The following is a 14,385-nucleotide window of genomic DNA, read 5'->3' as shown; positions in this document are numbered from 1 at the left end:
CAGCCCACATATCGCACGCAGAGTTACCGCCGACGTCTCAAGATCGCGCAAATCTGGTGGCCCGTACAGAACGGCAGACACCTCCCCGTAGGTCCCGTCTGACCTGCGGGTTTGCCCTTACCCCCCTGGAGGGTCCGGGGATCATGAAAGTTTAGAACCTGACAGGCCAAAGCCAGCCCTCCCCCGCGGTCCGCTATGTCCGATTCGAGACCGTCCCTGGGTGGGTCCTTTTCGTGACGCTGTGTGTGGCGACCGCCGCGCGAGGAGTGGCGCGCGGCGGTCGCCTGGGGGCGCGTCCGGCGCAGTGACCCCCACGGTCCACGCCGGCCGCCCGTTCTCAGGCCGCGACGACGCGGCGGTTCGGGTTGTACTTGGCCCACACGGCGGTCTGCTCCTGGCCGGTCGGCATCCAGATGTCTGCGCCGTTGGTGAGGAGCCAGACCATGCGAACGTGGTGGGCGGTGCCGTGCCACGGCCACGGCTTGCGGCCGGCTTCGGCGAGGACGTAGTCAGGCACGACGTCGGGCATGTTGCGGACTTCGGCGAGCAGACTGTTCAGCCCGCGTGGATCGATGGTGCCGGTGCCGTCGGAGCTGCTGCGCTGGCGGCAGCTCTCCCAGGAGCGTCGGAGCGCGTTGTAGTCGGCGTAGGAGTCCATGAGCCTGATGTGGGCCTGGCGGATGTCGTCGGGCTGGGAGAGCAGGGCGCCGATGTCGGTGCTGACGGCGTAGTCGCCTGCGGCGTCCATGTCGGCGCGGAACTGCTTGAGGTAGCGGGCGAGTGCGGGCTTGAGGTGGTCGGTGATGACGGCGTTGGCGTTGCCGAAGGCGACGGCGGCGTAGATCTTCTGCATGAGGTCGGCGGCTGCTTTTTCGGCTTTCCAGCCTTGCAGGTTGCCGAAGCGGTCGGAGTTCTCGTCGAGGACGGCTTGCAGCTCGGCGTAGTTGTCGGCCATGCCGGCGGGCAGACCGTGGATGCCACGGGCTGCGCTGGCCATGAGGGCGGTGATGCCGTGGGCGTCGAACTCGCCGCGGATCAGTCGGGCGCTGAGCTGGGTCATGGCGGGTCTCCTCAGTGTTCGGGGCGGTAGCTGCTGGTGTGGCGGCCGTAGGTGCCGAGGGCGTCGGCGACGGCGTGGGTGGGCGTGGATGCCCAGCCGTAGTAGCCGGCGGGTACTTCTTCGGCCGGCTCGGTGGCGTCGGGGGTCGGCTCGGTAGCATCGGGCTGCTGGGCTTCGAGGTCGCGGATGAGCTTGCGGGCTTCTTCCTGCAGTTCGAAGCGGCGGGGGCTGTAGTTGACCATCGGTCTCTCCTCAGTTCCGGGCGGCCGCGGTGTTGCGTGGGTCTGTGGTGTTCTGCCATTCCTGCTCGATCCGGTCGAGCTGGTCTTGGTACTGCTGCTGGAGCTGGCTCACGGCGAATTCGTAGGGGCCGCGGGAGGCTTGGCCGAAGTCGGCTTGGAGCTGCTTGAGAGCGTCGGCGTACTGCTGGCGCAGTTGGGCTGTGATCGCCTTGTACTTCTCGCGGTCAGCGGTGGGGAACAACGGGTGGTCGAGGGTCGGGAACGCGAACGGCGTGCTGAGAGGGGTCGTGAACGGCCCGTTCGTGATGTTCATGGGGTGGCTCCTGTTCAGGCGAGCGCGACCATGTGTCGCATGAGGTCTGCCTTCTGTTCGGCGAAGCTCTGGCTGGCGCCGTTGATCGTGATGTTGTTGACGTGGTCGCCGTGGCCCTTGCAGTCGGGGGCGTGGGCGACGGCTGCCGCGTAGGTGCGGGCGGGTACGAGCTGGAGCCCGTAGGCGGCTGCCGTGGCGGCGAGGAGTCCACGGCTGCGGCTGCTGCCGTTGAGCGGGATGAACGCCTCGGGGCCGGCTTCTCCGGCGATGAGCGGCGTCGCGCTGGTGAGGATCCCTCCGGCCGCCATTGCCTGACCGCCCTGTCCTACCCACTGCCGGACGAAGGCGTCCTTGTTGGCGGCTGGCAGCGCAGCGATCTGCTTGGTCATCTTCGGCACGATGGCCTTGATGGTGTCCACGCTCAGCCCGGCGGCGATGAGGTCGGCGTAGCCCTTCCCGGGCCCGCTGCGCAGCGTGGACAGCAGGGTGAGGCTGTCGGCCAGTTCCTGGCCGGTCAGTACCGACTGTGCCTTGCCGACCTGGGAGTTCGCTGACGCGGCCGCCTTGCTGTCCCCCGCTGCCTGGTGCGCGAGGGTCATCGCGTTGGCGTCACCTTGCGAGGCGAGCTGTTGCGCGAGGTTGCCGTACCCCTCTGCGGCCAGCTTCTGCAGGTCAGCCGCGAACTGGGCGGACTGCTGGGTCGCGCCGCCGAGTTGCTTCTGGTAGTCGGCCAGGGTGACCTTCGCCGTGTCGCCGGTCTCCTTCAGCTTCTTGATGATGTCGTTGAACTGCTTGTTCGAGGCCCCGGCCAGCTTGTTGACCAGTTCGGCGCCATCCTGGCCCATGGATTCGAGCATGGCCTCGACGTCCGCACCGCCCCGCTTGGAGATCTTCGCGAGGTCACCGCGCCACTTGTTCGTCGCATTCAGCGAATCGTTGAGCTGCTTCTCGTAGGCGTTCAGGTCAAAGCCAGTGGGGACCCTGGAGCCGGGCTTCAAGCCCATGTTCCTGTCCGCGGCGTTGACGTGGCCGCGGTCCGTGGCCACCGTGCTGTCAGCCGCCCTCTTCGCCGCCTCAGCCTTGTTCACCTTGTCCTCGGCGGCCCGCAGCTGGGCGGCCGTGTGATGGTGACGGCGCACGTAGGACAGGTTTTCCTCAGCAGACCGGAGCGCGTCCGCCTTCTTCCTGGCGTCCGCCAAGGCCTTGTTCAGGTTGTTCCAGTCGTCCGTCAACGTCTTGAGGTCGTAGTTGTAGCGGGACATCGGGTCTGTCGGGCCGCCGAGGACCGGCGTCGCGGTCGGGCTGTACGTGAACCCAGCCAACCCGCCAGCCGCGTACCGCATGGCGTTGAGCCGGTCGAACATGGCCACGCCGTACTTGTCGACCGCGGACTTCTTGATGACGTACTCGCCGTTGGAGATCAGCGCCGGGATGCTGTCCGAAGTACCTGTGCCAGGACCGGACACCGGACCGCCGAACGGGATGTACTGCACCGTCGCTGCTCCGCCACCGGCGAACCGGCGAATCAGGCCACCCTGTGCACGACCGTGCGCGGCAGCCAGGTCGGCCGGGGACCCAGCCGTGAAGTAGTCCGTCATGATGTTGACGTGGACGGTCTTACCCTGCACGCCGTCGATGTAGTTCTGGATGGTCTGCGCGGCGGAGACCGGCTGCCCTGTCGGCAGGGTGATAGTGACGGTTTTGCCATGCGTGTTGGAGATCTTGAATCCGAGGGACGTCAGGGCATCCTGCGCGTCCTTGGTCAGCGCGGACATGGTGACGGTCTTGCCATGGGTTGCGGCGACCTTGGCCTGCACGTTCTCCAGATCGTTGATCGCAGCCTGAGTGTTTGCGTCGACGGCCACCGTCTTGCCCGGAAGCTTCTTCGCTATCAGCGCGTCCAGGGCGGCCTGGGCCTTCGCCGTCGGCGCCGTGATCTCCATCTGGCGGCCGCCGGGCAGGGTGCGCACCTTGATGCCGACCGATTCGAGATCCTTCACCGCGTCCGCGGTCAGCGCGGCCACCTTCACCGTCGCACCCTGGGGAAGGTGGTCGGCGAGCCCCTGCACGTACAGAAGGGCCTGCTCGGTGGGAGTGAGGTCGTTCACCGCGAGGGTGATGGCCAGGTTCGACGGGATGAACCCCATCTGCGCGGCCAGCTCCTTGGCCTGGCCGGCGGTGAGCCCGAACTTCTCGCCAGCCGTGACCGCGGCCTGCCATGACTTCTGCATGGCGCCCTCGGCGTCCTGGAGCGCGGGCACGGTGCCCTCGGTGCTCTTCTTGAAGTCGTAGGTGGCCTGCGCGGCGTCCGCAGCACCCGTGTTGAGGGCCTGCAGCTTGTTCCACAAGGTCTGGCCGTTCTGCGACGTCGTGTCGAGGCTGCCGTCGACCTGCAACAGGGCCTTGCCGTAGCCCGCGGAGTGGTCGACGCCGTCCTTCCACGCCGAGTTCAGCTCCAGCATCGCCGAGTTCATCGTCGCCGTGGCCGCCTCGACGTCCAGCTCCCCGCCGGACAGCAGCTGCAGGGCGTTGTGCAGGGCGTCCGCCTTGGTGCTGGCGTCGGATTCGGCGCTGCCGAGGGTGGCGAGGAGACTGCTGAGCCGGCCGGTGGGGTCGGTGGCGTTCTTCGTGGCGTCCGAACCGCCCTTGATGGCGGCCGCGAGATCCTTCTGCCTTTGGATGGCGTCCGGGAACTCCCCCGACAGACCGCCGAGCGCGTCCGCGGCCTTCTTGTACATCTCGCCCTGCGGCGTGTACACCTGCTGGGTTGTGCGCCCGTTGGTGATCCACCTGCGGTTTTCGTCGGCCGCCGCCATCAGCTTCTTCCGCAGCGCATCGACGCTGGAACCCTGCCCGAGGTAGGCGTTCGTCAGCTGCGTCGCGGACACGCCGGCCGTCTTCATCACGTCCAGCAACTGCGTCTTGCCGTCCTTCAGCTTCGTGTCCGCGAGGGTCTGCACGGCGGCGGCGCGGACGGAGCCGTTGACGATGCCGTTGGACTCGGCGAGGGCCTGCGCGAGGCTGCTGATCCGCTGCTGATGCGCGGCGGCGGCTGCTGCCGCTTCCTGCTGGCGTTTGGCGAGCATGTCGAGCCCGACCATGGCCGCACCGATGGCAATCCCCCAGGGGCCGCCCAGGAACGCCCACAGGGACCGTGCAGCGCCGAGGAGGCCCCGCCCGATGCCGGTACCCAGGGCGGCGGCTGCGCCGCCCGCAGCGGCCCGGAAGCCGGACAGCCGGCCGCCGGCGTCCTGGATGCTGCTGGAGACGCTGCGGAAGCTGGTCGCCATCGCGGCGAACGTCGGCGAACGGCGGGAGAGTTCCTCGATGATGCCGCCGAACTGGGTCAGCGTGACGCCGGCCTGCGCGGCGAGGACCCGCTGATACAGCGCGGCGTCACCGATGCCGCGGAAGGCGTTGATGCCGTTGCGGCCGAAGTCGACGACGGCCTGCTGTATGCCCTGGATCTGCCCGCGGAACGGGCGCATGGCGAGCATGGCCAGCACGGACAGCTGAATGGGTCCGGGCAGGGCCGCGAAGGCGTGCCCGAGGGCGCCGACGAGTTCCCCGATGGGCCGTAGGACGCCGGTCATGTCGCCGAGGAGACCGACGCCGACTTGCAGGCGGCCGGTGAGGACGCCGAGCGCACCGGCGCCGGAGGTGACCGACGAGAACACGGCTTGCAGTCCGCCGATGAGCGGCTGCGATGCGGCCGTGGCGTTGCCGAAGGCCACCTCGACCGCGTGGATACCGGAGATCGCGAGCGGCACCGAGGAGACCGCCACACCGGCCAGGGCCGCCTTCAGCGGCGCGGCGAACCCTGCCGCCTCCCGGACGATGCCGCCCTCGGCCGCCTTCAGCTTCGCCTCGACCGACGGCCCGTAGATGTCCCACAGATCCCCGGCGACCCGGATCCCCGACTTGATGTACGGGATCGCCGTGGAAACACCTTGGGCCATCTCGCGGGTGATGCCCTCCAGCATCGGGGACACCCCGAGGTAGATCTGGAGGAACGCGGACTGGAGTTCCTTGCCCATGGTGCGCATCGCACCGCCGAGCCCCTTCGACTCCGCCGCGGCCAGCGCTGCGGCGCCGCCGACGCGGCCGACCTGGGTTCCGAACATCTGGAACGCCTCGCCGCCCTGGTGGGCGAGCGCGGTCATCGCCGACAGGGCCGGCTTCCCGAACGCCATAGCGGCAGCTGCGGTGAACTGCTGGGTTGTCAGATGCTCCTGCGCGTCGTGCAACTGCGTGATGACGTACTGGAGACCTTTGAACCGGCCCTGCGAATCGAACGCCTCGATGCCGAGGGCGTGCAGCCCCTCCTGGGCCTGCTTCGCCGGATGCGCCATGTTCACCAGGGCGCCCCGCAGGCTCGTGCCCGCCGTCTCACCGATGATGCCGGACTTGCCCAGCAACCCGACGGCGGTAGCAGCGTCGTTGATGGAGATCCCCATCGAGTGCGCGGTAGGGCCCACGTACTTCATCGCGTAATACAGGTCCATCAGCTCACCACTGGAGCTGTTCGCCGTGTTCGCGAGGACGTCCGCGACCTTCGCCGCATCCGAGGACTTGAGGGCGAACTGGTCCATGATGTCGCCCTCGATCTTCGCCGCCGTAGCGACGTCGGTCCGGGCAGCAGACGCCAGCTGGATCGTGCCCCGCGCGGCCTTCACCGCATCCCCGGCCGACAGGCCGGCCTTCGCCAACTCGACCATCGCGTCCGCCGCCTCCGCAGCGCTCGCGGACGGCAGCTTCATGTCGGCACCCAGAGACTGGGCTTCCTTGCCCGCGGCGGACATCTGCACGCCGGAAGCCCTGGTGACCTCCAGGAACTTCTGCATCGAGTCGTTGTAGTCGTTGCCCATGTGCACGATGTCGTGGATCCCGTACAGGATCGCCCCGCCCGCCAGCAGCGTCCCCAGTTCCTTGACCGGGCCGAGCGCCGACTCGACACCCGAGCGGATCCCGCCGAACCCGGTACGGGCCGCCGCACCGGCGCGGGTCGCGGCCACCTCTGCCTCGCGCAGGCCGGCCGCACCCCCGCGGGCGCCCGTCGCCATCGTGGCCATGCCGCCACGGGCCAGCACCGCATCCTCACCCAGGACGCGCACGCTGCGCCCTGCGACCACCGCGGCCTCTCCGACGCGTGCGATGGATGCCGCGCCGCCGTTCATCGCCGCGGCGACGCCGGGGAGTTCGGCGACGACCCGTACACGAACTGTGCGGTCAGCCATTCCAGACCCTCCCCTCACGGCAAGCGGCCAAGATCTGGTCGACTACCGCATGCGCGGCCACCGGACCCATCGGCGAACGCTCGGCGAGCCGGCGGATCGCGTCCTCGTCGACCCACAGCCGGTCGACGCCGTCCCCATCAGGGGCGACGAACGACTCGACACCCCGGTGCACGGTGTGCGTCCGGACCTCTACCGGCCCCTCGGCCACACCGTGGTTCTCCTGGTAGGTCGGGCAGTTGTAGGGCAGATGGTTGTTGCCGCAGCCGGATCCCCGCTTGCACAGGCGGGCACCACACCCGAGCGGGCACCGGTTGTACGTGCCACGCCGCAACGGACGCGCGCACGACGCACAGAACAGACGCTTCACCGGTCGGCCTCCCCCCGCTGGCGGGCCAGCTTCGCCGCATACCGGGCCCTGAGACCCGCAGCGCGCCGCCGGGCGAACTCGACACGCTCCTCTCGCCGCTGCTGCGTCTTTGCGGCGACAGCCGCGATACGAGCCTGTATCTGCTCCTCAACGTGGGATGTCATGGGTCTCCTAAAGCGGCTCGTCGTAGACGGACTGGTCGATGGGGTCCTTGTACGGCTCGTACTGCGGCGGGGCGATCATCGGCCGGGGAGCGAACTCTCGCTCGTTCGAGTCGACGCCCTTGCCAGCGATGGCCATCCACCCGAGCACGCGTTCGTCGGTGCTGGCGCCCTTCCAGTTGCCGCTGGCTGTGCGGGCCTGCGCGCGGGCCATGGCTCGGTCCCACATGCCGCCGTCGGCGGTGTCCATGCCGGGCCAGTACCAGTCACCCGGGACCATCGACGGGTGACAGCGAGGGCACGGGCCGCCGTGGAAGCTGAGGTGGTCGCTGCGCATCCGCACGTTCGTGGCGGCGCCGTGGTTGAAGGCGAGGCAGGACTCGCAGGCTGGCGGCAGCTTCGTCTGCCCGGCGGCCGGGAGTTCAGGCTCGACAACGGCCAGGGGTAGTTCATCGTCGGCGAGCCGGTGCTCGTACACGGCGGCAGCGGAGCGGATGTTGGGGTCGTCGCTGATGTCGAGATAGCGGCGTAGCCCGTTCTCGGTCCACCCGGCTTTGAAGGCGGCAACGACGCGGATGCTCAGCTTGGCTCGCCGTGTCTGTCCTAGCTGCTTGCCTCGGTAGTCGAGGCTGTCGACGAACGACTCGGCGCGCGCGATCGGCTTGTCTTGTTCTTGATCTTCTGAAGAAAAGGACTCTCCTCCTCCACCTCCCTCTGTTCCGTCGGAGTCGACGACGGAACCGTCCTCCTGGTCCTCAGCCACGGGGGAGGAGGAGGGAGATTCTTGAGAAGAGATAGAAGAGATAGGAGATGGGGGCCCAACGGTGGTTGGCCCTGCACCAACCCTGGTTGGGGGTACCCCCAACGGTGGTTGGGCCATGACCCAACCCTGGTTGGGGGTACCCCCAACGGTGGTTGGGCCTTCTGTCTCCGTCTCGACGTAAGGCCCAACCACCGTTGGGCCTTCAAAGTCGGGCACCCGGAAGGTCATCGCCTTGCCCGGGACGGCGTACATCACCTTGCCGTTCCTGTCCTTGCCGATCGGGATACGGAACTCCCAGCCGGCCACGGACAAGCGGCGAAGCATCTCGCGCACGCTCAGCTCGTCCTTGGCGGCCGTCCAGCGCACCAGGTCGGCGAGACGCACCTTGCTGCGGCGTCCGTGCTCTGGCGAGTAGTTCCAATCGTCGTCATACCGGGCGTCGTCGGCGATCTCCAGCGCGACGGCCCGCTGCAGGCCCTTGATGCTCGGCGGCAGAGCTTCCCGCAGCTGGCGACGCAGGTTACTTCCCACGTTGCCTCCACTTCTCGGCCGCGCTGAGCATGGCGGCCAGCTTGCGGGGGTCGCTGTCGTCGAGGGCGTCCCATGCGGGGCTGCCGTACTGGGGGAAGTCGCTCATCGCCCAGACGGTCTCGGCGCGCGACCACCAGTCGGCGATTGCGGCGGCTTCCGTCGTGTCGGCGCCGTGCTGTACGTTGGCAGCGGACTTACCGCCCGCTGCGGAGTCTTGTGGAAACGCCCCGGCTACCCTCCGGGGCGTTTCTGCGTTTCGGGTCATGCTGCGCGCTGACCTCCGGTCTTGACGGTCTGGGCGTCCAGCCATGCCTCGATGGCGCTGCGCTTGTACTTGATGCGGCCGCCCCGCCCTGGCGACTGCTTGATGTAGTCCGGGCCGACGTCCATCCACCGCCACTGAGCCAGCGTCCGCGGGTGGAACCCGTACTCCGCCTCGACCTGCTTCGGCGTGAGTAGTTGGTCTGACATCATTTTCCCTTCTTTGGTATTCAACTCGAATACCAATGTGGCTACAGTGAGCACATGACAGAGACGACCGTAGCACCCCAAGGGCCGAAATGGACACACCTTCGGCCTACGCTGTGGGGCATGAGTGACGAGCAGCGCCGGGCGAGGCCCGCAACCCAGTACGGACCCACGGCTGAGACCGTGGCGGCGAACGTTCAGCGCCTGCGCAAGCGGCGGGACCTGTCGATCTACCAGCTGTCCGCCCTGCTGCGGAAGGCCGGCCGCCCCATCACGCCCTCGGCTGTCGGGAAGATCGAGCGGCAACAGCGGCAGGTCACCGTGGACGACCTGGCGACGCTGGCGATCGTCTTCGGCGTTTCGCCCTCGGCGCTGCTGCTTCCCCTTGAGGACAATCCGAACAGGGTCGTAGAGATCACCGGCGCCGGTGACCCGCCCGTCCACGCGGATGTGGCGTGGGACTGGATGGACGGGAAGCGTCCGCTGCGGCTGACTCGCGGCAACGAAGAGACGGAGCTGCTGGAGTACGACCTGTACTCGCGCCCGTTGCGCCGGCGTCTGCACGAGACACCGATCCGTGAGTCGACCGAGGAGGAGCGGGCCGAGGCGCGCCGGATCCTAGGGGTCCCGGAACGAACGGAGGGGGACGCAGATGGCCCGAGTGTGGATTGAGGACCGCGCGAACCACGCGGACTACCAGGCAGCCCTGGAGAAGTGGCAGGCGGCGAAGAAGGAAGGCGGCAAGCGGCAGCCTCCAGGCCGGTGGCGGGTCCGCTGGTACGGGCCGGACGGCAAGCCGAAGGCCAAGACGTTCGCTAAGTTGCCCCAGGCCGAGGCCGAGAAGGACACCATCACGGCTCGTCTGGACAAGGGCTCTTACCGAGACCCGAAGTCGGCCAAGGCGCCGGTGAAGGTGGTGGCCGAGGAGTGGTTCGCGTCGAAGCGGAAGATCGGCCGGACGACGAAGCGGGACTACCGGGAGTTGCTGGACCTGTACGTGATCCCGAAGTGGGGTGACTGGCAGATCGGCGCCGTCCAGTGGGAGGACGTCAACGCCTGGCTGACCGAGCTGGAGACGAACCCAGGGAAGTCCGGCCGGGTGCTCGGAGCGACACGCATCGTCAAGACGTACCGCGTGCTGTCGATGGTGATGAAGCACGGGGTGTTCTCGAAGCGGATCGCCATGAGCCCCTGCCACGATCACGAGCTGCCGCGGCCAGACGACGAGGACGAGCACATCTATCTGACCTATGAGCAGCTGGAACGGCTCGCGCTGGCCGCGGGCGAGTACCGGCTGCTGATCCTCACGCTCGGGTACTGCGGCATCCGGTGGGCGGAGGCGTCCGCCGTGAAAGTCGGCCGGCTACAGGTTCCGCAGCGGCGCATCCGCATCGTGCAGAACTACACCGACGTCAAAGGCGTCCTCGCCCTGGGGCCGGTAAAGAACCACGAGAAACGGTCTGTGCCGCTGCCCCGATCGTTCGCGAACGAGCTGGGCAACCTGGGCAAGGGCAGGAAGGCCGACGACCTGCTGTTCACCGCCGCCGAGGGCGGTCCGCTCCGCTACTCCAACTTCCGCTCGCGGGTCTTCGATCCCGCGGTGAAGGAAGCGGGCCTCGCGGGACTGGGCATCACACCGCACAAGCTGCGGCACACCGCCGCCTCGCTTGCCATCGCGGCCGGCGCTGACGTCAAGGTCGTTCAGCTCATGCTCGGCCACAAGGACGCCAGCATGACGCTGAACATCTACGGCCACCTGTTCCCGGACCGGCTGGACGAGGTCGCCGACGCGCTCGATGCGGGGCGAGCCGTCGCACTGGCGCTGGCCGATGCGCCGCTCACGTAGATCACCCGCCTGAAACAGGGTGTACAAAATGCGTACAGGCCCCCGGCAGTGATCTTGCCGGGGGCCTGTCGCGTACCGCTGATGACCAGCGGATTTACCATGGAGCCGCCTTCGGGATTCGAACCCGAGACCTACGCATTACGAGTGCGTTGCTCTGGCCATCTGAGCTAAGGCGGCGCGCCGTCCGCACTATGGTGCGATCGGCAACGTCGGTAAGTCTACACAGTTTCCGAGAGTGCTCCGACCACGCCCCGGATGCGCGGGGTCCGGGGCGGGTGGCAGGGGGTGTGAGCAGGGGTTTCCCGGGTTACGAGCAGCGCTTTCCCGGGGTCGGCGGGGTGCCGTTCAGCAGGTAGGTGTTGATCGAGGTGTCGATGCAGGTGCTGCCGCGGCCGTAGGCGGTGTGGCCGTCGCCGACGTAGGTCAGCAGGTGTCCCGAGGACAGCTGTCGGGACAGCGACTGGGCCCAGCGGTAGGGGGTCGCCGGGTCGCGGGTAGTGCCGACCACCACGATCGGCGCCGCGCCCTTCGCCTCGATGCGGTGCGGCTTGCCCGTGGCCTTCACCGGCCAGTACGCGCAGTTCAGCGCGGCCCAGGCCAGGGTGTCCCCGAAGACCGGGGACACCTTCTCGAACGCGGGGAGAGCCTGGCGCACCTGGTCGGGGCCGGTGAAGGCGGGCGGCAGGTCCAGGCAGTTCACGGCGGAGTTGGCCATCATGAGGTTGCTGTAGTGGCCACCCGCGTCCCGTTCGTAGTAGCTGTCGGAGAGCGCGAGCAGGCTCGCGCCGTCGTGCTCCTTCATCGCCGACGTCAGCGCCTCGCGCAGTTGCTCCCACTCCCCCTGGTCGTACATCGCCGCGATCACGCCGGTCGTGGCCAGCGGTTCGCTGAGCTTGCGGCCGTCCGCGTCGCCCGTCGGGATCGGGTGCGCGTCCAGCGTGCGGAAGAACGCCTTGAGGTGGTCGCCGACCTGTGCCGGCGTCGTGCCCTTGCCGCCGAGGGGGCAACCGGAGTGCCGTACGCAGTCCTTCGAGAACGCCTGGAAGGCCGTCTCGAAGCCCGCCGTCTGGTCGAGGTTCAGCGTGCGGGCGTCGATGGAGGGGTCCATCGCGCCGTCCAGGACCAGCCGCCCGACCCGGTCGGGGAACAGGCCCGCGTACGTCGCACCGAGGAACGTGCCGTACGACGCCCCCACGTAATTCAGTTTCCGGTCGCCCAGGACCGCCCGCAGGATGTCCATGTCCCGCGCCGCCTCGACGGTGGAGACGTGCCGCAGCAGTCGCGCCGAGTGCGCCCCGCAGCTCTCGTCGAACTTCTTGTCCGCCGCGACCAGCGCGTTCCGCTCCCGCTGGTCGTCGGGGGTCATGTCCGCCTGCGTGTACGTGTCCATCTGGCGGCCGTCGAGGCACTTCACCGGCTCGCTGCGGGCCACGCCCCGCGGGTCCATCGCGACCATGTCGTAGCGGGCGCGGACGCCCGCCGGGTAGCCGACGCCCGCGTAGCTCTGGAGGTAGTCGATCGCCGAGCCGCCCGGACCGCCCGGGTTGACCAGCAGTGAACCGATCGGCCGGCCCTTGCCGGTGGCGTTCTTGCGGGCGACGGCGAGCCGCACGTCACCGGCCCCGGGGTTGCCGTAGTCCAGCGGGGCCTTCATCGTCGCGCACTGGAAGCCCGGGGCACCGCAGCTCTGCCAGCGCAGCCGCTGGCCGTAGTACGACGACAGCGCCGGCGGCGTCGCCCGCGGCAGCGCGGCCAGCGCCGCGTCCGCCGTGTCGCCGGCCGGGGTGGTCGAACTGCCGGGGGAACAGGCGGACACGAGCAGGGCGGCGGCCGCCAGCAGGCTGGCGGCGAGGCGCGCCGTCGTCCGGCTGCGGGAGCCCCTGGTCCGGCGGGGGGATGGCCTGGTGTGCATTCGGCGAGCGTAACGCTGTGCTACGGATCGGGCGCGGCCCGTGCGGGTGATGTGCTCGTACGGGGGACATGCGGGACTGCGAGTGGTGTCACGGGCGTCCCGCGCCCACCCCGGCGGCACCCGCCCGCCGCTCATCCCGTCTCCCGCGGCGCCCGCACGGCCGTCACCCCGCCCGCAGCGCCATCGTCATCGCCTCCACCGCCAGCAGCGGGGCCACATTGCGGTCGAGGGCCTCGCGGCACGCTCCGATCGCCTCGATGCGGCGGAGGGTGGATTCCGGGCTGCTGCCCCGGGCCAGCCGGTCCAGGGCGTCCTCGGCGTCGGCGTTGGCGATCGCCACGCGGGAGCCGAGCTGGAGGGCGAGCACGTCGCGGTAGAAGGCGGTGAGATCGCCGAGGGCGACGTCGAGGCTGTCGCGCTGCGTGCGGGTTCTGCGGCGCTTCTGCATGTCCTCCAGGTCCTTCATCACGCCCGCCGTGCCGCGCGGCAGGCGGCCGCCCTGGGCCGCGCCGAGCGCCGCCTTCAGCTCCTCCGTCTCCTTGCCGTCCATCTCTTCGGCGAGCTGCTTGGCGTCCTCGGCGGCCGCGTCCACCAGCTCCTGGGCGGCCCGGAGACAGGCACCGACCTCGTCGAGCCGCAGGGGCAGCTTCAGCACGGCGGCCCGGCGCTCGCGGGCCGCCGGGTCGGTGGCCAGGCGCCGGGCCCGGTCCACGTGGCCCTGCGTGGCGCGGGCGGCGGCCGCCGCGACCTGCGGCTCGATGCCGTCCCGCCGTACGAGCATGTCGGCGACCGCGTCGACGGAGGGCGTGCGCAGGGTCAGGTGGCGGCAGCGGGAGCGGATCGTCGGCAGGACGTCCTCGACGGAGGGGGCGCACAGGAGCCAGACCGTGCGCGGGGCGGGCTCCTCCACGGCCTTGAGGACGGCGTTGGCCGACTTCTCGTTCAGCCGCTCGGCGTCCTCGACCAGGATGATCTGCCAGCGGCCGTTCGCCGGCGACGTGAACGACTTGCGGACCGTGTCCCGCATGTCCTTGACCAGGATCTCGGAGCCGACCGCGGCGACCGTGTTGACGTCGGCGTGCGTGCCGAGCAGGGCGGTGTGGCAGCCGTCGCAGAAGCCGCAGCCGGGGGAGCCGCCGAGGGCGCGGTCGGGGCTCACGCACTGCAGGGCCGCGGCGAAGGCCCGCGCCGCCTGGTTCCGGCCCGCGCCGGGCGGGCCCGTGAACAGCCAGGCGTGCGTCATCTTCGACGCCTCGGGCAGCGGCTCGTCGGCCGCGGCGGCCGTGACGAGGGCGTCGGCGTCCCGCGCGGCGGCGCCGAGCACCGCGCTCACCTTCTCCTGCCCGACGAGGTCGTCCCACACGGTCATGGGTCACGCCGCCCTTCCGTCGCACTCCGCGTTCCTGCCCTCCATTGTGCGGGCGGGCACTGACAACGCCGCCCGGCCGCCCCGGCGGCCATCGGGAAAGCGCGAGGGCGGCCGGT

General features: G+C 69.3%; 13 protein-coding genes and 1 tRNA gene. 2 read left to right on the top strand and 12 right to left on the bottom strand.

The features are described 5' to 3' along the window. Positions 1-337: 337 nt before the first annotated feature. From ACZ4MF_RS06880 to ACZ4MF_RS06840, 9 genes are read right to left on the bottom strand one after another with little or no spacing between them, the layout of a single operon-like run. Positions 338-1,060 carry a hypothetical protein gene (locus tag ACZ4MF_RS06880; protein ID WP_467490474.1) on the bottom strand — a complete coding sequence of 241 codons (723 nt, stop codon included), beginning with the start codon at positions 1,058-1,060 and terminating at the stop codon, positions 338-340. Between the two features lie 11 nt (positions 1,061-1,071). Next, positions 1,072-1,302, bottom strand: coding sequence for a hypothetical protein (locus ACZ4MF_RS06875; protein ID WP_467490472.1), 231 nt, complete (start codon positions 1,300-1,302; stop codon positions 1,072-1,074). A gap of 10 nt (positions 1,303-1,312) precedes the next feature. Then, positions 1,313-1,615 carry a hypothetical protein gene (locus tag ACZ4MF_RS06870; protein WP_467490470.1) on the bottom strand — a complete coding sequence of 101 codons (303 nt, stop codon included), beginning with the start codon at positions 1,613-1,615 and terminating at the stop codon, positions 1,313-1,315. A gap of 14 nt (positions 1,616-1,629) precedes the next feature. Further along, complete coding sequence (locus ACZ4MF_RS06865; RefSeq protein ID WP_467490468.1) at positions 1,630-6,852, bottom strand: phage tail tape measure protein; 5,223 nt, start codon at positions 6,850-6,852, stop codon at positions 1,630-1,632. Beyond that, positions 6,845-7,219 carry a hypothetical protein gene (locus ACZ4MF_RS06860; RefSeq protein ID WP_467490466.1) on the bottom strand — a complete coding sequence of 125 codons (375 nt, stop codon included), beginning with the start codon at positions 7,217-7,219 and terminating at the stop codon, positions 6,845-6,847. The genes ACZ4MF_RS06865 and ACZ4MF_RS06860 overlap by 8 nt, the downstream gene beginning before the upstream one ends. Then, positions 7,216-7,383: a hypothetical protein gene (locus tag ACZ4MF_RS06855; protein ID WP_467490464.1), complete on the bottom strand. Its 168-nt coding sequence runs from the start codon at positions 7,381-7,383 to the stop codon at positions 7,216-7,218. Before ACZ4MF_RS06855 ends, ACZ4MF_RS06860 begins: the two co-directional genes overlap by 4 nt. Before the next feature lie 7 nt (positions 7,384-7,390). Further along, entirely contained in the window at positions 7,391-8,674 is a 1,284-nt protein-coding gene (locus ACZ4MF_RS06850; RefSeq protein WP_467490462.1) for a hypothetical protein, read from the bottom strand. Further along, a complete protein-coding gene (locus tag ACZ4MF_RS06845) occupies positions 8,664-8,939 on the bottom strand; it encodes a DUF2742 domain-containing protein (protein WP_467490460.1) in 276 nt (91 codons plus the stop codon). Before ACZ4MF_RS06845 ends, ACZ4MF_RS06850 begins: the two co-directional genes overlap by 11 nt. Then, complete coding sequence (locus ACZ4MF_RS06840) at positions 8,936-9,148, bottom strand: helix-turn-helix transcriptional regulator (protein WP_467490458.1); 213 nt, start codon at positions 9,146-9,148, stop codon at positions 8,936-8,938. The genes ACZ4MF_RS06845 and ACZ4MF_RS06840 overlap by 4 nt, the downstream gene beginning before the upstream one ends. Positions 9,149-9,265: 117 nt before the next feature. Between ACZ4MF_RS06840 and ACZ4MF_RS06835 the strand changes: the two genes are divergently transcribed. Then, positions 9,266-9,814 carry a helix-turn-helix domain-containing protein gene (locus tag ACZ4MF_RS06835; protein ID WP_467490456.1) on the top strand — a complete coding sequence of 183 codons (549 nt, stop codon included), beginning with the start codon at positions 9,266-9,268 and terminating at the stop codon, positions 9,812-9,814. Next, positions 9,795-10,988, top strand: a complete 1,194-nt coding sequence (locus ACZ4MF_RS06830) for a tyrosine-type recombinase/integrase (protein ID WP_467490454.1) — start codon at positions 9,795-9,797, stop codon at positions 10,986-10,988. The genes ACZ4MF_RS06835 and ACZ4MF_RS06830 overlap by 20 nt, the downstream gene beginning before the upstream one ends. 100 nt (positions 10,989-11,088) lie before the next feature. On the opposite strand, the gene ACZ4MF_RS06825 is transcribed toward ACZ4MF_RS06830, so the two are convergent. From ACZ4MF_RS06825 to ACZ4MF_RS06815, 3 genes are all read right to left on the bottom strand, one after another. Continuing rightward, positions 11,089-11,165: transfer RNA gene (locus ACZ4MF_RS06825), tRNA-Thr, on the bottom strand. Between the two features lie 130 nt (positions 11,166-11,295). Beyond that, entirely contained in the window at positions 11,296-12,900 is a 1,605-nt protein-coding gene (locus ACZ4MF_RS06820; protein ID WP_467490452.1) for an alpha/beta hydrolase, read from the bottom strand. A gap of 163 nt (positions 12,901-13,063) precedes the next feature. Beyond that, on the bottom strand, positions 13,064-14,269 hold the full coding sequence (locus ACZ4MF_RS06815; protein ID WP_467490450.1) for a DNA polymerase III subunit delta': 1,206 nt from the start codon (positions 14,267-14,269) through the stop codon (positions 13,064-13,066). Positions 14,270-14,385: the final 116 nt, after the last annotated feature.

It is taken from the genome of Streptomyces sp. NPDC025793, assembly GCF_055558375.1.
This window is presented reverse-complemented; position numbering and strand designations above follow the sequence as displayed.